Source organism: Mesorhizobium sp. CA16 (genome assembly GCF_020165175.1).
Classification (GTDB): domain Bacteria; phylum Pseudomonadota; class Alphaproteobacteria; order Rhizobiales; family Rhizobiaceae; genus Mesorhizobium.
This window is the reverse complement of record NZ_JAIUHP010000023.1, coordinates 20,328-38,439: the sequence shown is the minus strand read 5'-3', so window position 1 is coordinate 38,439 and position 18,112 is coordinate 20,328. Positions and strand designations below refer to the sequence as shown.

Here is an 18,112-nt window from a genome sequence, read left to right as displayed (position 1 = left end):
TAAGCAGGGGGTGAAATATGCTTCATGAAGCCAACGGAGACTGCGCGCTAAATCTGAGCGAAGACGAAGCGCGCCTTGCTGAGCGCTACCGCTTTCTTTGCGGCCAGCACGATGGGCTTTCCAGATGCGGCATAGCAGCCTGGGTCGGCGCGCTCGCGGGCGGTGTGTTTATCGTCTCGGCGATATTCTTTGGTGGCGGCGAACAGGGTGATCCTCTCTTCATATTCGGCATTGGCGTATGTTGTCTTCTTGCTGGCGGTGTCCTTTGGTTCCACGGGCGCCAAGCTGAGAAGCGTCGCTGGCAAGAGAAGAGGTCAATCGTCAATAAGTTTCGCAGCCGAGGACTCGGCATACAGCTGAACGGCCAAGTTCATCGTCTGTTCGGCTAGTGCGTTTCACCGTTTTCACGGAAACGGCGAAACGCCCTATCTCTTTGTTTTTTAAGCAATTCCGGACGGAAAACCGCTCACACTTTTCCTGGAATTGCTCTAGCTGTTGAATGGCTGATGCGCAGCAATGAGGATCTGCGTTCTGCACAGCTGGGGTGTCTTCGGTAAAATGATCGCGGCAGTTGCTACGGCGCCGTGTTGTGCGCTTTGAACGCCAAGCGAAGTTCGAGCGCCTCAGGGCTGGCGCTGCCTAGCTTGATGTCTCCGTTTTGTGAACCCCAGGCATAGGCAAAGTCGAATACAGGAGCCGGAGAGTAGGTGGCCCAGCGCGCGAAGATCTGCTTCGCCTGGTCCGGTGTCGGCAGTACATAGACGTCCGCAGCCGCTCCGGTACGGGTCTTCCAATTGCCGCCGCCGAAGGCCTGGTATACAGGCACAATCCTGTCGAGAGGGATGCCAGCGGCAACGGCTGCCTCGACCGTTCGATCGATGAAGTCCAAATCGAAAGCTTTGCCGCGGACCGGATATGGATCCAGGCCGAAAAGATCAATCCCTGTGTTGGCGGGATTAAAGGTATTCATGAAGGCGGGAGCTTCGAAAGACCCCATGTCCATCAAAGTAACAAATGTAACTGCCCCGGGGACATTGGCTCTGATCCACTCGGTCTCGGCCTTCAGGGCCGCCGGACTAACTGCTGGGGAATGGTATTTGCCGGTGATATCCGGCTCATCGCAGAGGCGAAAACCGAACAGCCGCGGATTGCCGATAAATGGCTTCACCTTGGCAATGAAGCGTGGCGTCACGCCGCTGGATTCATTTAGCCATATCAGCCCCTTCATCCCTGGCGGCAAGGCATTGAGTTGCTCTACGGATTGTACATCGGCGAGGTCGAAGCCCGCGCTCGCGATTGCAACGCCCGGCCCACCGGAGGTGTAGTGAAGCGTCTTGCCGCTGCCGCCCGCAGACAGCGCCGATTGGCTGCAGATCAGCATCATGAGCAACGCCGATATGCACAGATTGCCAATGCGTGTGAACTTTGGCGACCAAGCTGTTGGCGCGACGGGTTCCGACTTGATGGATTGCGCGGCTCGAACCGCTGCGCCATACCCGCACGTTGAACTCGTCGGCATGCTCCAACTATCCACCAGATCGCCCCGCATCGTTCTCCTTCTAAGATGTACGGAAAAATTCGGCTTCATCTGTTCGATCGATGGACCAGCTTCGAGGCGGAGCTGCTGCCAAGCCAGTATAGTGGTGGCATCCATGCAATCATCTATGCGCTGCAGATCCAGATGCTGGCTATTTCAGCGCCGTCTTCATGGGCGCCGACGTCGACCAGTCGCGCAATCTGACGAGGTCGGGACGGTGGAGTAGGCATTACCGGCGAACATTGTCGCCGGTAATGCCCTGCTTTGCGGAGCTTGGAGGCTCCTATCGACGGCGATCTTATGGCAGGTACGAGCCTGCGCTAGATCGCCATGAAGAGCATGCCCGTCCTAGACCACAGCGAACGAGCTCGCCGTAACCGCAAGATGCGGGGAAAGGGCGGCGAATTGAATCTGAGCCGCGCCGCCTGCGCCGTCGCTGTCAAAGTAGAGCGCTCCGGTCGTGCTGTTGTAGACGATATGATCGGTGCTGTCGTGAGCGGCGGTACCGGTATAGAAAGCACTGCTTGCGAGCGCCCCAACGCTGAGCCCTTTGAAGACAGCGTCATCCAAGTGGATCTTGTCCACAGACGGGCTGAAGTCGGTAACCGTGGCAACATTGCTCTTGCTGAGGGTGCTGTTGAAAACGAAGGTGTCGTGGCCGCCATTGCCGGTCAGCCAATCGCCGCCGCCGCCGCTCTTTATGACGTTGTCGCCGGCATTCCCGATGATGTGCTGACGCAATTCGTTGCCGGTCAAGTTGATCGCCGTCGTGCCGGCGTCCTTCTGGGTGCCGAGGACCTCAATCGACGAGCCGGCGGCAAGCGCATAACTCACCGACGTCCACACCCTGTCCTGGCCCTGGCCAGCGGCCTCGACCACCTTGCTGGCGGCATTGTTGACATAGTAGTCGTCATTGCCCCCATAGCCCGCCATCGTGTGTGCGGCGTTGTCGGCCGGGCGTAAAACGTCGTTGCCGCTGGTGCCTTTTATGTCGGCGATCGGGGCCGTGACGGGAGGTGGGGTTGTCGTGCCGCTACTGGTGCCAGTGCTACTACCGGTACTGGTGCCAGTGTTGGTGCTGGTGCTGGTGTGGGTGTTGTGATCCAGGAAAAACGCCTGCATCGACGACGTGTTGCCAAGCGAGGTCTCGCCATTTTGCGAGGACCACTTATAGGCCATGTCAAAGGCTGGCGACGGGACGAGCTTTGCCCAATGGTCCATGATGGTCTGTTCCTGGGCGGTGGTAGGCATCACATAAGACCCGCCCGTATTGGTCGACCACCCGCCGCCGCCAAACGTCTGGAACACAGGAATGATCGCACTCTGCGGAATGCCCGCCTTCTCCGCTGCAGCGACGGCTCTGTCGATGTAGTTGAAGTCGACCGCGGTCGAGCGCACGGGGTAGGGATCGAGCCCGTAATAGTCGATCCCCGTGTTGGCGGGATTGTACGTGTTGGTGTAATCGGAGGCCGTGAACGACCCCATGTCCATCAGCGTAATGAAGGTTTTCGCACCCGGGAAATGAGAGTGAATCCAGTCGGATTCGGCCTTCAGATTCGCAGCGCTGACCTGTGTGTGGTATTTGCCCGTGGGGTCAGGCTCGTCGGTGAGATAAAAGCCAAAAACCTTGGAATTGCCGAGGAGGGGCGTCACCTTGTCTATGAAAGACTGGGTCACCCCGCTGCTTTCGTTGAGATATATCAAAGCCTTGGTGCCGTCAGGCAGCGCGTTGACCGATGACGCGTACTGAAGGTCGATCAAGTTGAAGCCATTAGCTATGGCGCCGGAGGCGGGGGCGCCATAGGCGTAATGCATGGTAGCCATGCGAACATCCTTCTTCTGATTGATAAGCGCCCCATCCCCTGCCTAACCGAGAGGGTACATTAGCGCCAAATCAAATACGGAAATATGCTGATAGAATGATTGATCGAGTACTTTACCAGCACCAAAAACGCCTAATATTACAGTGATTTGCATCGAATTTCGGTGTTCGATGATGCATCAAATTAGCCGGGGATAACACGATTCCGTTGCTCAACCTTCAGGCCGCAAAGACCGACGATGCGGCGAGCGAAACGCTGCTGGAACCAAAACAACCCGATACCGGTAGAATCATTGATGCTGGGCACAGAACACAGCAATAAGGAAACGATTGTCAGGATCAATTCCCGGTTTTTTGGGAAAACTTGAAATTTTCTCGGGTGTGCCCAGTGCGAGGCACTCCCTTTTTTCGAGCGAAGGGCACTTCGCTTGAGTGCTCTCTTCCTCTAGGCATTTTGCTAGGAACGTATCTTCGTCGATAGCTCGTCAGATCCAGGGTTTCTGCGATCAACCGCGTTCGCCGAACTTGGACTTGAGGAACGGTTGAACCGACGCAACTCAAGCTGAGGCCTTGTTACCGGCTCAGAGGCAGCCGAGCCTCGAATTCCCCTCGCCGAAATGGACATTCAATTCGCGCTCCGACGCAGCCGCGCGCACCCCGAGATCGGTCCGCTCATTCAAACGGACGAGGACATTGGGCAAGCCTGCCCGTACCGTGAACCTTGGCGCAAAACATGTATCTGAGTAGCGAACCAGGATCATGGAAGCACGAAGAAATGCTGACCAGTGCACGCGACCCAAGTCTGACGGGCGGTCGGGGGAGACAGCATGAATCCGCATCTTGTGTGTGTTGGAGGCGAGGACCACGCCTTCAGGATTCCGTTTTTGCTGTCGCTGCGTCAGAAGGGCTTCCAAGTCACTGCGGTGTCGAGCGGTCCGGATACAGCATTCTCGCAGCACGACATTCCGCATCGTCGCTACGGCTTGGACCGATTTTCCAGCGGGAGTGGAGGCGCCGTAAGGACGATCAGAAAACTGATCTCGGACCTGTGCCCGGACATTGTACAGAGCTTTGATACCAAGCCTAATCTCTTGACGCCGTTGGCGATAAGGGGGGCCGTTCCGGTCATCCGCACCATCAATGGTCTTGGCTGGACGTTTTCTTCCCGTGAGCCAAGGGCCATGGCGCTGCGCCCGATCTTCTCGGGGCTGCAGTGGCTTTCGTCGCGCTGGACGGCTGCCACGGTTTTCCAAAATCGTGATGACAAGGCGTTCTTCGAGCGCTATCGGCTCATCGGGCGCGGGACTGGTCGCCTGATCTGCAGTTCCGGCATCAACGTCGATGGCTTTACCAGGGCAAGAGAGAGCGCTCCGTCATCGCAGGCCATGCGCGAGCAGCTTGGGCTGTCATCGGCTGAAGTGATCATTTTTGTCGGCCGGCTGACGCGCGAGAAGGGCATCCCAACGCTGCTTAAGGCAGTACCCCGCGTTCTTGAAAAAAGGCCGAATGCGCGTTTCGTGCTTGTCGGTCCATGGGAATCCGAGGGGCCGTTCGCCGTCGACAAATCGGAAATCGAACGCCATTCCCCTCACGTCATTGCCCTGGGTCCACGGCGCGATGTTCCTGCCCTTCTTGGCATGGCGGATTTGTTTGCCTTTCCGACACAATATCGGGAGGGAGTGCCACGCGTCCTGCTCGAGGCGGGATTGGCTGGGCTGCCTATCGTGGCGTCAGATATGCCGGGCTGCAACGAAGTGGTCCAGCCCGGTTGGAACGGATACCTGGTTCCGCCTGGCGATGCCGAGGCATTTGCTTCCAGGATAAATCAACTCTTGGCCGACCGCCCCGCCGGGGCGGCCATGGGCGCTCGTTCCATCGAATTCGTCAAGCAGCATTTCGCGCTGCCGCTGGTGGTCGCCCAGTATTGCGATCTTTACCGGCATATTCTCGATGCCAAAGCCGTTGGCGCCTCAGTTCAGGCCTCGCAGACCGAAAAGAATGCCGCATTTGGTCCGTTGGGCGAGGTGCGCCAATGATCCGAGACGTCCTGTTGGCCGGCGGCGTTGCAATGGCTTATGCATCGCAACTCGAAATTCCAGGCGCGCCGTTCGGAATCAGCGAATTGTTGCTGGCGGTTTGGATACTGATTTCGATTGGCCGCGTACTTGCCGGTGGTCGACTTGAAGCCACGCCGGTCCTGTCGATTTTTGCCGCCCTCTGGGGGATCATGGCATTCGCTCTCGGGCTAGGCATGATTGTCGGCATGCTTACGAGCGTTCAGTACATGGACGCGCCGGTTCACGACATGATTGCCTATCTGTTGCTGGCATTCGTTACATGTCTGCTTGCGGCTGATCCTCAGGCGGATCGTCATCTGCGTCGCACCGCGTGGTGGGTGATCGTCATTGCGAACGCGTGTTTTGTTTTCCAGCTGGCGCTTGGATTCGGCTTACTCCACCAGTCCGGAGTGAACCCTTGGTTTTGGGACAGGTTTACAGGATGGTCGGACAACCCAAACCAACTAGCACTTTATTGCGCGCTGTTCGGTCCCCTCGCACTATACCTGTCAATGACAACAAGTAATATGATAGCCAGGACATTTGGCATAGTAAGCATTGTTCTCATAGTATACGTCGGACGATTGACTAAGAGCGATACCTATCTATTGACAATAGTGATAACCGGTTTGGTTTTCCTGATGTTGCGCGTCCGGAGATGGGTCGCGGTTGGCGGAAGGGTCACTCTTGGTCGTCAAATCAGCCTTTTGCTGTTGCTTGCTTTGGTTCCTCTTGCAATCTCCGCAACACCCTATGTGCTTGCGGAAACGAGCACTGTTGAAAATTTCGCCAAGAGCCTGACCAAAGGCGAGGGTGGTGAGGCGACAGCCGAGACAGCCAATCTGCGCATCAATATCTGGACCAATGCTCTGGGCAAGGGGTTGGGGTCTGCTTCGCTGGGCCTCGGCCCGGGACCACATGTCGACAGATCTGTCGTGACCAAGGAGTTTATCGACCTGCCTTTCGAGGCTCACAGCACGCTACTGGACTTGTATACTCAAGGAGGCATTCTAGCGGTTCTCGCCCTGTTGTGGATCCTTGGCCTCGCGGCCATCTCTGCCTGGCGTGCAAGGCTCGACGCTCTGGTGGCACTTGCGTTGTCGATCGGCATCTTCGGCTTCCCGCATTTGGTCATTCGCCACCCGATCGTTTGGTTCTCGATCACACTTTGCCTCGTAGCCGGGCAGCCCAAGTTTATCGCGGCAACTGCAGGAGCGAGGAGCCGTTGATATGTGCGGAATCGCCGGGATCCTTCTTGCGCCAGACTCGCCCAGCACAAGGCCGCTCGCAGCTATAGCGCAGATGACAACAGCCCTCCGTCACAGAGGGCCCGACGGCGAAGGCTTCTGGAAAGATGTGGAGGCTGGTGTCGCCTTCGGCCACAGCCGCCTGGCAGTCGTGGATTTGTCGGAAACCGGCGCCCAGCCCATGCGCTCGGACAGCGGCCGGTACGTGATCACCTTCAATGGGGAGATATACAATTTTCGGGACTTGCGCCGAGAGCTTGAGGATGCCGGCCACAGCTTTCGCGGAACATGCGATACGGAAGTTGTGCTTGGGGCCGTGGAGCAGTGGGGGCTCGAAGCTGCGCTTACGCGATTTGTCGGCATGTTCGCGTTCGGATTGTGGGACGCAAAAACGAGAACTCTTCATCTGGCCCGCGACCGGATGGGGGAAAAACCGATCTACGTCGCCCCGACCCGCCATGCCCTGGTTTTTGGCTCCGAACTCAAGGCCATTCGGTGTTTCCCGGATTTCCGTCCAGAACTCAATCCCAGCGCCGTAAGGGCTATGCTGTCGCAAGGTTGGGTGCCGGACGACAGTTGTATCTGGCGCGGCGTTTTCAAATTGCCGCCGGGATCGGCCCTGTCCTTGACTGCAGCGGATTTCGCAAAAGCGCGCCGTACGGGAACCGTTCGAAACAAAGTTCGATTCTGGTGGTCGTTGGCAGACGTCGCAACGAAGGGCCGGCAAGACCCGATCGTCGGCAGCGACGAGGATTTGACGAATGAACTCGATCGGCTGCTTCGGCTTTCTGTTCGAGAGCGCATGTGCGCGGATGTGCCGCTCGGCGCCTTCCTGTCGGGCGGCGTAGATAGCTCGACCGTAGCCGCGCTAATGCAGGTCCAGTCCCGAAAATCTATTCGCACTTTCACGATCGCCTTCGGGGAGCACGGATTCGATGAAGCTCCTCATGCTGCTGCGGTCGCTCAGTACATAGGCAGCGATCATACAGAGCTGCACCTTTCCCCTGCTTCCGCGCGCGATGTCATTCCGGAATTGCCCAGTGCCTGGGACGAGCCGTTCGCCGACGAATCGCAAATCCCCACTCTGCTGGTGGCGCGACTTGCTCGCCAGCACGTCACTGTGGCGCTGACGGGCGACGGAGGCGATGAATGTTTCGCCGGTTACGCTCGCCATCTGATGGCGGCGCAAGCAAATCGGCGTCGTCGTTTGCCTTCGTCGCTGCGTGGTTCAGTTGCCGCAAGCATCGGGCTTGTGGCGCGCGCAACCCGTTACGATTTTTTTGGCAGGCTGCCACTTTCGGCGCTCTTCGGCCATGCGTTGCGCGGTGATCGGCTGGAACGATTGGCTCAATTGCTCGCCGCTTCGGACCAGGAAGAACTGTACCAGCGTCTGACAGGGTCATCGACGACAAGCCTGACCCGATTTGGCCACCGGGCGTCAACTCGGCGAACTCCGCGACTCGACGATTTGCTGTCCCGGCTCCTCTACAACGATATGGCAGGATATCTGCCCGGCGACATCCTGGTGAAGCTGGACCGCGCCAGCATGGCGAACGGGCTGGAAGGCCGCTGCCCGCTGCTCGACCATCGCGTCGTTGAATTCGCCTGGCGGCTGCCACCGGATGCAATGGTCCGCCATGGACGAGGCAAGTGGCTGCTTCGACAGTTGTTGCATCGCTACGTTCCCCGGCGGCTCATAGATAGGCCTAAGCAGGGCTTCGATGTTCCAATTGCGGTCTGGTTGACAGGACCGTTGCGTGCATGGGCGAGTGACCTGTTCGCCGACATGCGCCAGTCAGGAGATGGGCTTCTGGACATCGATAAGGTCCAGACGTGCTGGCGCGATCATGTCAACGGAAAGCGGGATCATTCCCGGGATCTTTGGGCAACATTGATGTTCCTGGCATGGCGCGCCGACGCCAACCGGCTTCCAGTGCCCGCAAGACAGTCGCGCATGCTTGAAATGACGGGAGTTTAAAATGGAAGGTTCGATAGCTAGGCGAACAAAGCTACCGCGCGCCACAGAGATGCGCGTCGAAGTGCGAGAACCCAATCCGCGCATGCGGCGTCCGCTGCGTGACCCCCGAGAAGACCTGACCCCTTTCGGCCAATTGTTGGTTACCTTGGCGGCGCGCAAATGGTTTTTGGTCGCAATGGTCGTTTTGGGCGGTGCGGTTGCGGGTCTAGCCGGCTTCGCCAGGCCGGCGCTGTATGAGGCCACCACGCAAATCATCGTCGACAATCCGACCAGAAGCACTCCTCAGCCGACGGGCGGTCAGGATATGCTTGATACCAGCATTGACAACCATCTGACGATGCTGGCCTCGCAATCTCATCTGCGTCGGGTAATTGACGCAATTTACAAGGCAGCGCCCGATCGGCAGGCCAACCTCAATGGCGCCGCGGCGCAAAACGCCGCTTCCCCAGCCGAATCGCAATCGTTTGCAGGTGCATTCTTGGCCGGGATTTGGCCGGATCACGCTGACATGACCCCAGAGGGCAAGGAGGCTGCGAGGCTGAAGGCGTTGAGGCGCTACGTCAGGGTCGGGCAGGAACTGCGATCGCGAGTCATTACCATCGGCTTTACCGATCCGGATCCCGTCCGGGCGGCATTCGTGGCCAACACATTCGCGCAAGTGTATGTCCAGGATCTCGCGCGGACTGCTCAGGCCGCTGATAGGTTGGAGCTCGAATCCGTCGTCGCTGCGCTGCCTGGTGTGCAGTCCGATCTCGCGCAAGCGACCGACCGCCTTGAAAAATACCGGCTAAGTCACGGGACTGTCGACCAGGGTGCCGTTGACAATGCTGTCCGCGACACGGCCGAGCTTAATCAGCAACTGTCATTGTCTCGCGCAAACCTCTCCACAGCCGAGGCCCGTGTTCAGCATATTCAAGAATTGCAACGGTCCGGTGCCACGAACGCCACGCTTGCGAGCGCAATCGGATCGCCGACGCTGAGCGATCTGATAGCCCGGCAGGGCGGCGCGGCGGCCGATGCGGATCTGAATGTTGCGGTCAAGCGCGAAATCGAACAGAGCATCGAACGCATCAAGTCGGAAGCCGACATCTATCGCTCGCAGGTTTCCGCTCTGGAGGCGCGCAAGAATGTGCTTGACGCGGTCGTAGCCGACACGGCAGGCAGGCTTTCCGGGCTTCACGCATTGGAGCCGGCAGTCACCATATTGACGCAGCGGTACAATGATCTTCTGAACAGGCAACAGGATTTGAGGAACCGCATCGCGGTTCCGTCTGCGGGAGTTTCGATAATTTCGGCGGCATGGCCACCGAGCAACCCGAAGAGCCTTTCACCGATCTTCCTTATCCCGCCGGGTATGGTCGTATTCGGCCTCATCGGGGGCGTCTTGGTTCTCTTGAAAAATCGCATGAGCCGCACAATGCGCGGTGAGGCTGAGACAGAAGCAGCGCTCGGCTTCCCTTCCGTTGGGCTATTGCCCAGGACATCAAGAGCGAGTGCGAAGCGCTTGCAGACCCTCACTCTAAGCCAGAAAAATTCCGCCTACGGCCGCGCTGCATTGTCGCTATTGATCAATGTGGCACCCGAACCGGCCCCCGGACGATCGTCGCAGATGGTGCTCGTCACTTCCAGCGATAAAGGTGATGGGAAAACAGAGCTGGCATGGAGCCTGGCGCTCTCGGCCACACGCCTGGGCAGCAATGTCCTGTTCATCGATCTTGACCCGCAGGATAAGCAACTGACCAACGACTTTGTGCGCGAATTCAGTATTTCCAAGCCGCATAAGTCGTTTGCGGATTATGTGAGGGGCCGCTGCGAGTTGGACGAGGCTGTTGTGAGCATGCCCGGTATCGGCATCGATTTCATGGCCGCACCCATAGTTTCGGACGATCTTTTGAAGCTGTTGGTCGACGTCGATGTGCCGCGACACTTCGCGGACAAGCTGGGCGCCGTGTACAATCTCGTCATTCTCAATGGGCCGCCAGGGCTGCACGGTCCGGAATCCCGACTGCTCAGCAGTTGGGCAGATGCCGTTATCTTTGCTGTCCGGTGGGCCAAGACACCGCGCAGTGTCGCACGCGGTATTCTGGAATCGCTGCAGCCTGATGGTTCGAGATCCGCTCCGGTAGGGATTGCTCTCACTGGAGTAAATCTCAAGCAGCACGCCAAATATCATTTTGGGGACAGTGGCGATCTTCTGCTGTTCGGAAAACGATAAAGCCCTCAAGCCCCCTGGGTCGCGAGAAATGATTATCGAACTCTTTGGACCGCCTGGAGCTGGTAAAGCAGTCTTTGCCCATGCGCTTGCTAAGTCGCTGCGTGGGCAGGGCTACGCTACGAAGGTGGTCTTCAGTCATAAGGCGAGTAGAAGGTCAAGGAGTGTAGATCTCGGGATTTTTATGTTTATCTTTAGAGTATTTTATGCAATATTTTCAACGGCAAAACTGTTCTTATATACGTCGGATTTGATAAAATATCTGTCGATATCGTCGTCGATGCTAAAGGCGATTGAGCCAAGGAAATTTATTTGGCGAGCTCGGGTCTGGCAAAAAATCATAAATCTTTCCAATCGTTGGGACCAAGCGCGACAGTGCAGAGAGATTACAATATTCGACCAGGGATACGTGCAGGCTGTTGCTTCACTGTCGATTTTTCACGGGTGCGTCGACAACGTTGCGATTGCAAGAGCGCTGAAGGTCACTCCTACCGCGGATTTTACCTTGCGAGTGGTATTGCCTCGTGCAGCAGCCGAGGCGCGGTTGCGGGAGCGAATGATGCAAGCGGCTCCGGCCGAACGCATTCTCGATGCGGATTTCGAAGCGAGCATGCGAGCTTTCGGAGTGTTTCAAAATATCAACGACATCCTTGTGGCAACCGACAGGAAAACAATCTCCGTTGAAACCCTCGACGACCGATCGTTGTCGAAAAGCGTTGAACTCGTCAGCCGCAAGATCGCCTTCAAGATGGCCCGCGATCAGGTCACTCCCATGTACCGACATCAAGTTGCCCACTCATCGCAACCGCTGACGGTAGACAATGCCTATCTTGATGACGGCGTGGATACCATAACAATACAGAACCCCGTAAATTCCGCAGCTGGAAACGATGCGGTAACGCTCGGGAAGGAAGAAATAAACCGTAGCCTGAGCTATGCCACTGTTTTTGCACTCATGATCTATGTGACCGGGGCAGGTCTAACCAGCCTGGCGCAATTGCTGATTGCTCGTATCGTAGGCTCTACCAGCTATGGTATCTACTCCTACGTCCTTTCAACCACATCGGTGCTCGCATATCTCGCAACCCTTGGCTTCAACGTATCGTTGTTGCGCTTTGTATCTGCCTATAGGGCCCAGGGGCGCCTGGACCTGGCCCACGGCATAATCAGATTTGCCTTTCAACGCTCGTTGGCAGTGGCGTCTCTATTCGGCTTGGCAGGGGCGACCTACATCTTTCTGTCTTCGTCCTCACACAACAGGGAACTTGAGATCAGCCAGCTCTTGGGTATGGCCGCCGTTCCGCTGGTCACGACTTCAGCCTTGGGCGCGGCTCTCATCCGTGCCTTCGGAGGCGGTGTTTCTGCCCTTCTGCCAGAACGCATTGTGCGTGATGGACTGCTGCTCACATTGCTAAGTGCCGCCGCCTTGTCCGGTTCGTGGACTCTGAATGCACCGTTGGTCATGCAAGCGGTGCTGACGAGTTCGGCCGTAACAGTCGCATTCGTCTTTGTCCTGTTGGCAAGATTTCAGCCGCCGGGTTTACGACATGCTGAACCTGCCGATGCGTCCAGGGATTGGTGGTCGGCGGTCCCCCCTATCATGCTGATGGCGGGTCTTGACGTCTTCATCAACAGAGCGGGGGTAATGGTGCTCGGCTGGACCGGCCACATACGCGACGCAGGCATTTTCGCCCTGGGGCTCAATGTCGCGTTGCTTGTCGGTCTCTCGTTGGTGGCCGTCTCTACAATGTTCTCGCCGACGGCAGCTACGCTTTACGCAAAAAACGACCGAAGAGGTTTGCAAGAGCTGTTTTCACGAGCTGCCCTGCTTTCCTCCGGTGCCGCAATAGCAATGGCAATCCCGTTGCTCTTGATTGTTCGGCCGCTTTTAAGCTGGTTCGGTGAGGATTTCGGAACTGGAGCACCGATCGCGCGGGTGCTAATGCTGGGGTACGTATTCGTGGCCCTGTGCGGACCGCAGCTCAATCTCTTGACCATGACCGGAAACGAATGGGCGGCCGCTGTGACGATGATCCTTGGAGCAGCTTTTGGTGTCGTCGGCTGTGCTATCGGAGTAGAGATCTACGGTCCGCTGGGCGCAGCAATAGGGCTGGCGCTTGCCTTGGTCGTATGGAACGTCGCCATGGCGATTTATATTCGCAAGCGACTGAAGATCACGCCCGGACTGATCTACGCGATTACGTCTTTTAACCGCCGCACGGTCGAAAGCACCCAGCGGACTTGGTTCTTGCGCTGACTCGATGCTCTGGGATTGGTGACCGGCGACAGACCCCGGCTGGCGCGATGTGATCCATTCTAACGCAGGCATCAAGGTACGTACGGATTGGCGGGCTTGCGTATCGGCGTCTCGATGAAACGCCGAACGAAAAGAGACGCAGAGAATGCCTCGTTCTTGCCGATCAGCGAGGCGAGCGCGTTGAGAGGGATGTGAACAGGGCGCCGACAGAGCCGCACCTTCAGGCGATGCCAGTGAGCCGATCGCGCGGGTCTGAGTGAGCAGCGCGAACTGCCGGCAATCTACGCTGACACGAGCGTTTGTTGCTCCGTCTCAGGGGCCGTCGCGCTTCCATGAAAGTGTCGATACCATTCGACGAAACGGGCAACGCCATCCTGGAGCGTGGTCGCCGGCGCGAAGTCTACGGCCCGGCGAAGATCGCCTACATCGGCGCGCGTCTCGAGAACATCACCTGGAGGCAAAGGCACATCCCTCCTGAGAGCTTTGCGACCTACGGCTGTCTCTATAATCGCGATTAGACTATTGATCTCCTCTGGCCGGTCATTGCCAATGTTGTACAGGCGATATGGGGCTGAGCTGGTAGCTGGATCAGCTGCGCGACCGTCCCAATTCTGGTCGGCACACGGTGGCGTTGCGAGTATTCGAACCACCCCTTCGACGATATCGTCGATGTAGGTAAAATCTCGCCAGACACGGCCGGCATTGGACACCTCGATCACGCGTCCCTCGGCGATGGCGTGGGTAAACGCGTAGACAGCCATGTCGGGCCTGCCCCATGGTCCGTAGACGGTGAAGAACCGCAATCCTGTCACCGGCAAGCGAAATAGATGACTATAGGAATGCGCCATGGCTTCATTCGAGCGCTTGGTGGCGGCATAGAAGCTTATTGGATGGTTAGCGCCGCCATGTTCGGAAAAAGGTATGGTCTGGTTGGCGCCGTAAACCGAACTGGACGAAGCGTAGACCAGATGCTTGATATCGAAGTGCCGGCAACCCTCTAGAACATTGAGAAACGCCACGATGTTGGACTGAACATAGGCATGCGGGTCGACAAGAGAGTAACGCACGCCCGCCTGGGCAGCCAAGTGGACGACATATTGCGGTTGAAAGTCGGAGAACAAAGCTTGCACCAACAATCGGTCCGCCAGATCCATACGCATCGGAGTGAAACCTGGCTCCGCGCAGAGGTGCGCAAAACGCGCTTCCTTGAGCTTTAGATCGTAGTAGGGCGTGAAATTATCCACGCCTATGACCCGCGCACCGTGACGCAAAAGCCGCGATGCCACATGAAACCCGATAAAGCCTGCGGCGCCGGTGACTACAACAGGACCTTTTCGTGCCAGCTGCATAACCGCCATATCCGGACTGGATCGACCGTATTTCGTTCCTGTTGAACTGGATTTGTCAGGTTGTGCGTCAAGCATGCCCGCGGTCTTGGGATTATGTCCGGCCATGACGAATTGCCCCGCTTCGAAATTTTTGCATCGAGATCGTCGGCTATATTTGGATCAGGCAGGAACGCGCTCGCACAGACGCAATGCCAAACCAACATACCGGACACCCGCCGCCTCGCGGTCGAGGCGGCATTATCACGGCAATACGGAAATTCGTCCGAGCAGAGCTACCAGCTCACCCTGGCGCTTGGTTTCTGTTTTGGCAAAAAGCGAGGCAAGCTGGGACCGGATCGTGGTGCGGCTGAGATGCCAGCTGCGGGCGATTTCCAATGGTGCGTCCCCTTGAGCTAACCTCATGGCAAGCTGAGTTTCAGCGCTCGTGAGGCCGAACATCTTTTGCAATGTCTGCGGATTAGCCGAGGACCGGGTCTCCCGGTCTAACAACGCTACGATACTTGTTCCGTCGGGCGCAATCACCCCGCCCTCATTGAGTATCACCGGCCGATCGTCAGTGGTGCGGATCACCACCCATGACAACGAACCTGGCAGGAAGTTGGTTGGAACGTTCGCGACCAGCCGCCTCAGCGCAGCCGTAAGCTCCGGAGCCGTGCCGGCCGTCTCACCCTGTCGTTCAAAGGTGCTTTGAGCGGCAATGTTCCACTCCACCACCTTTCTCTCGCGATTGAGGACCAGGAAGCCACAGCCAATGCGGTCCAGCATGCCGGTGACGGATTCCAGGCTCCGACGCTTTGACGCGCATGCTGTGCTCTGCCTGTCCGACGTGTAGCGTGCCAGGCGAGCGACACTGCCGTAAGCAGTGCTCAATTCAATATGGCGCTTATTCGCAACGGTATCGTTGTGCCTATCAATGAAAGACATTGCCTTCCCACCCCTGTTGGCCGAAAACCGCTAAGATCTCCAATCGTTACGCTTGACTCCAAGACAGATTTCTCTGCCAAAAATCTTTGATCTCAGAGGCTTGCATCGGTTTCTTCATGCTTTCTTACAAAGAGTCCAAGCGAACCGGACGCTCTTCGTAAATGATAGTAAGCTTGGATTTGAGGGCCGCAATCCGGCAGTGGTATTAGATCAGGCGGTGGAGTTCTAGGCTCGACGGACTAATCCGAAAGTTGTAGTCTGTGAGGTATGGGGCTGCATCTGCGTAGAACGGTTTCGGCCTTGAAGGGCATCTCGCTAGCTCACATGGCTTCCATGCTGGTGCTAGTTTTCACGCTAATATTCGTAATAACAAACTTAATTCAGACGGAAACTGAAGCAACCTTCATATCATCTATTCCGGCTATAATTGTCGCTGCATATCTTGTTGGCCGTCGCGGTGCAATCATTGCTACTCTCGTGACAGTCGCCGCCAGCCTCGGGGCCGAACGACTTCTGCGCGGTTCGATTCCCGCAGAGGACTGGCCGCGAGCAATCTTTCTCCTGGTTTCCGGCTTCATGATCGCCTTCATGTTCCACCGCTTGCGGCAGGACCTTAGCGAGGCCCTGAAGGTCGCCGAAACTCGACTGGCCGCCGTCGAGGCCACCGAGAGCCGCTTCCGTTCGGTATTCGAGCGTGCGGCCCTCGGCTTTGCGAACACGAATGAAAAAGGCGAGCTTCTGCAATCCAACAAACGTCTTTGTGAGCTGACGGGATATACCGAAGCCGAGCTTGCTCAATTTCCGCTTGCGCAGCTTGTTCATCCCGATGATCGCGATAGCGTTGTTGAAGCGCTTGCCGATCAAGGCAAGTCCGCGATGCCATTCGATATGGAAGCCCGATTGAAGAAGAAGGACGGGTCCACATTCTGGGCTCGCCTGAACCTATCGTCGTACCGTTCCGACGGCCTCCTTTCAGAGAGCGCGATCATCGTTGTCGATGACATCTCGGAACGACGGACGGCGCGCGAAGCGATCCGGGTCCAGAAGGAACGGCTTGATCTGGCGCTTTCGGCGGGGCGGTTGGGAACCTGGCAAGTCGACCTCAAAAGCGGCGTCGTCACGGGTTCCGACAAATTTTGGGAAATCTTAGGCCTGCCGCGCGCCACCAGCCGGCCGATAGACGAGCTAGCTGCAGTCGTCTATCCCGCGGACTGGCCAAAGCTTGCACTCCCCAAAGAATCCGGCGCGACCACGAATTACGACGTTGAGATAAGGGTGCGACGTCCGGATGGACCTATTCGTTGGGTCGCTCTGCGCGGACGGGAGGAGCGGTATCATGATCAGCAGCTGCTGATCGGGATAGCAGCTGACCTGACTGAACGTCGGCAGACCACGCTTTTGCGTGCCACGGTCAGGAGACGGGACCGTATTTTGATCGAACAGCGCCATCGATTCAGCAATCTTTTCGCGGTCGTGATAGCGCTGGTCAAAATGGTTGGTGCTCCGGCGAACAATGTCATGAAGTTCAAGGAGGACCTAATCGATCGGATACGAGCGCTTGAAGTCACGCATATGATGATCTCCGGTCGCACCGACAGTTCGGTATTGCTCCGGGATCTCGTGGTCCAGGAACTGTTGCCCTACATGGAAACGCGAAAGATAAAGACCCATGGCCCTGACGTCATGATGTCAAGCGGCGCTGCCGAAACCTTCGCAATGGTTGTTCACGAGCTTACGACGAACTCTGTCAAACACGGCGCGCTTGGCGGTTCCCGAGGGCGCCTTGAGGTTAGATGGGCCGATAGTGGAGAAAGCGATGACGTCGTCTTCGATTGGATAGAATCGGGAAGACGCAGGAAGGCCAAGAACATCGGCCATGGCATTGGTTCGATGATATTGGGCGTCAACACCGCGCCGCTTATCGGCCATGCCTCGAAGCTGGAAATATTTGAAGGCGGTCTACGATACTCGCTGCGGCTGTCTCGACGTGAAATCGCGCCCTAGTCGATATATTTCGAACGCCAGTTTTGTAGCGCGACGGCTGCCTCGGTGCGGTTGCGTACTCCCAGCTCACGCATTACCGCAGCGGCGTGAATTTTTGTCGTTGCTTCGGAAATGTCCAAATCGCGAGCTATCTCCTTGTTTGAAAAGCCTTCCGCCATCAGCTTGAGCACGTCACGTTGCCTTGAAGTCAGCTTGCTAAGGCTGGCCGCTCCCATCCGCCGTTGGGTCCATGCCCTCGCCGATTGGGGTGCGTGTGAGCCGGGTCCCCCGGAAGGTCGAGACAACAGCGCCGGCACATAGATGCGGCCTGCCAGAATCTCGCGCACTGCCGACACCACTTCTTGGTCCGTCTGAGATTTCACGATGTAGCCGTGCAGCCCGATCGACAGGGCCTTCAATATTTCCGCTCGTGAATCATTGCCGGAAACGATTGCAAAACGGGTGTCCGGATACGCTGACAAAACGTCGCCGAGCACTTGCTGGTTGAACAGTCCCGGCATGTTCAGATCCAGAATGGCAAGATGGATGTCCCGCTGAGCCAGGACACTGGCAGCGGCATCAAAACATCCAGCTTCGAATATTTCCAGTTCCGGGAGCTCGGCCTTGAGCGCCAAACTCAGCCCACGACGATACAGACCGTGATCGTCCGCAATGACGACTCGATACATTTGCATTCCACCCCAACGCAGGCCCTACAAAGCGGGCCCTGAAACGCCTAATGCGGC

Annotated in this window: 12 protein-coding genes; 7 read left to right on the top strand and 5 right to left on the bottom strand. The window is 57.3% G+C overall.

Annotated elements, in window-relative coordinates:
* Window positions 1-17 precede the first annotated feature (17 nt).
* Window positions 18-389, top strand: coding sequence for a hypothetical protein (locus LB525_RS25330; protein WP_224548623.1), 372 nt, complete (start codon window positions 18-20; stop codon window positions 387-389).
* A gap of 185 nt (window positions 390-574) precedes the next feature.
* On the opposite strand, the gene LB525_RS25325 is transcribed toward LB525_RS25330, so the two are convergent.
* Entirely contained in the window at window positions 575-1,654 is a 1,080-nt protein-coding gene (locus tag LB525_RS25325; protein WP_224548621.1) for a hypothetical protein, read from the bottom strand.
* A gap of 231 nt (window positions 1,655-1,885) precedes the next feature.
* On the bottom strand, window positions 1,886-3,361 hold the full coding sequence (locus LB525_RS25320; RefSeq protein ID WP_224548619.1) for a calcium-binding protein: 1,476 nt from the start codon (window positions 3,359-3,361) through the stop codon (window positions 1,886-1,888).
* Window positions 3,362-4,186: 825 nt separating this feature from the next.
* Here LB525_RS25320 and LB525_RS25315 point away from each other — a divergent pair.
* The 5 genes from LB525_RS25315 to LB525_RS25295 are packed head-to-tail and all read left to right on the top strand — an operon-like array spanning window position 4,187 to window position 13,110.
* The gene (locus LB525_RS25315) at window positions 4,187-5,395 is read left to right on the top strand and encodes a glycosyltransferase family 4 protein (RefSeq protein WP_224548617.1); all 1,209 of its coding nucleotides are present in this window, start codon (window positions 4,187-4,189) and stop codon (window positions 5,393-5,395) included.
* On the top strand, window positions 5,392-6,645 hold the full coding sequence (locus LB525_RS25310; protein ID WP_224548606.1) for an O-antigen ligase family protein: 1,254 nt from the start codon (window positions 5,392-5,394) through the stop codon (window positions 6,643-6,645). The genes LB525_RS25315 and LB525_RS25310 overlap by 4 nt, the downstream gene beginning before the upstream one ends.
* 1 nt (window position 6,646) lies before the next feature.
* The gene (gene asnB, locus LB525_RS25305; RefSeq protein WP_224548604.1) at window positions 6,647-8,641 is read left to right on the top strand and encodes an asparagine synthase (glutamine-hydrolyzing); all 1,995 of its coding nucleotides are present in this window, start codon (window positions 6,647-6,649) and stop codon (window positions 8,639-8,641) included.
* Between the two features lies 1 nt (window position 8,642).
* Complete coding sequence (locus LB525_RS25300; RefSeq protein ID WP_224548601.1) at window positions 8,643-10,856, top strand: GumC family protein; 2,214 nt, start codon at window positions 8,643-8,645, stop codon at window positions 10,854-10,856.
* A gap of 28 nt (window positions 10,857-10,884) precedes the next feature.
* Window positions 10,885-13,110, top strand: coding sequence for a lipopolysaccharide biosynthesis protein (locus LB525_RS25295; protein ID WP_224548599.1), 2,226 nt, complete (start codon window positions 10,885-10,887; stop codon window positions 13,108-13,110).
* Window positions 13,111-13,391: 281 nt separating this feature from the next.
* Here the strand turns inward: LB525_RS25295 and LB525_RS25290 are convergent, their stop codons facing one another.
* Window positions 13,392-14,459, bottom strand: a complete 1,068-nt coding sequence (locus LB525_RS25290) for an NAD-dependent epimerase (protein WP_224548684.1) — start codon at window positions 14,457-14,459, stop codon at window positions 13,392-13,394.
* Between the two features lie 240 nt (window positions 14,460-14,699).
* Window positions 14,700-15,383, bottom strand: coding sequence for a helix-turn-helix transcriptional regulator (locus tag LB525_RS25285; RefSeq protein ID WP_224548597.1), 684 nt, complete (start codon window positions 15,381-15,383; stop codon window positions 14,700-14,702).
* Between the two features lie 324 nt (window positions 15,384-15,707).
* Between LB525_RS25285 and LB525_RS25280 the strand changes: the two genes are divergently transcribed.
* On the top strand, window positions 15,708-17,387 hold the full coding sequence (locus LB525_RS25280; RefSeq protein ID WP_224548584.1) for a PAS domain S-box protein: 1,680 nt from the start codon (window positions 15,708-15,710) through the stop codon (window positions 17,385-17,387).
* Here LB525_RS25280 and LB525_RS25275 read toward each other — a convergent pair.
* Window positions 17,384-18,055 (bottom strand): LuxR C-terminal-related transcriptional regulator, encoded by a 672-nt coding sequence (locus LB525_RS25275; RefSeq protein WP_095768696.1) that lies wholly within the window; start codon window positions 18,053-18,055, stop codon window positions 17,384-17,386. The two genes, LB525_RS25280 and LB525_RS25275, sit on opposite strands and share 4 nt — an antisense overlap.
* Window positions 18,056-18,112 lie beyond the last annotated feature (57 nt).

What these genes read in the sequence shown, in the direction of transcription:
- LB525_RS25330 (WP_224548623.1), top strand. Translation starts at nt 18, where the DNA reads ATGCTTCATGAAGCCAACGGAGACTGCGCGCTAAATCTGAGCGAAGAC.
- LB525_RS25325 (WP_224548621.1), bottom strand. Translation starts at nt 1,654, where the DNA reads ATGGATGCCACCACTATACTGGCTTGGCAGCAGCTCCGCCTCGAAGCT.
- LB525_RS25320 (WP_224548619.1), bottom strand. Translation starts at nt 3,361, where the DNA reads ATGGCTACCATGCATTACGCCTATGGCGCCCCCGCCTCCGGCGCCATA.
- LB525_RS25315 (WP_224548617.1), top strand. Translation starts at nt 4,187, where the DNA reads ATGAATCCGCATCTTGTGTGTGTTGGAGGCGAGGACCACGCCTTCAGG.
- LB525_RS25310 (WP_224548606.1), top strand. Translation starts at nt 5,392, where the DNA reads ATGATCCGAGACGTCCTGTTGGCCGGCGGCGTTGCAATGGCTTATGCA.
- asnB (WP_224548604.1), top strand. Translation starts at nt 6,647, where the DNA reads ATGTGCGGAATCGCCGGGATCCTTCTTGCGCCAGACTCGCCCAGCACA.
- LB525_RS25300 (WP_224548601.1), top strand. Translation starts at nt 8,643, where the DNA reads ATGGAAGGTTCGATAGCTAGGCGAACAAAGCTACCGCGCGCCACAGAG.
- LB525_RS25295 (WP_224548599.1), top strand. Translation starts at nt 10,885, where the DNA reads ATGATTATCGAACTCTTTGGACCGCCTGGAGCTGGTAAAGCAGTCTTT.
- LB525_RS25290 (WP_224548684.1), bottom strand. Translation starts at nt 14,459, where the DNA reads ATGCAGCTGGCACGAAAAGGTCCTGTTGTAGTCACCGGCGCCGCAGGC.
- LB525_RS25285 (WP_224548597.1), bottom strand. Translation starts at nt 15,383, where the DNA reads ATGTCTTTCATTGATAGGCACAACGATACCGTTGCGAATAAGCGCCAT.
- LB525_RS25280 (WP_224548584.1), top strand. Translation starts at nt 15,708, where the DNA reads ATGGCTTCCATGCTGGTGCTAGTTTTCACGCTAATATTCGTAATAACA.
- LB525_RS25275 (WP_095768696.1), bottom strand. Translation starts at nt 18,055, where the DNA reads ATGTATCGAGTCGTCATTGCGGACGATCACGGTCTGTATCGTCGTGGG.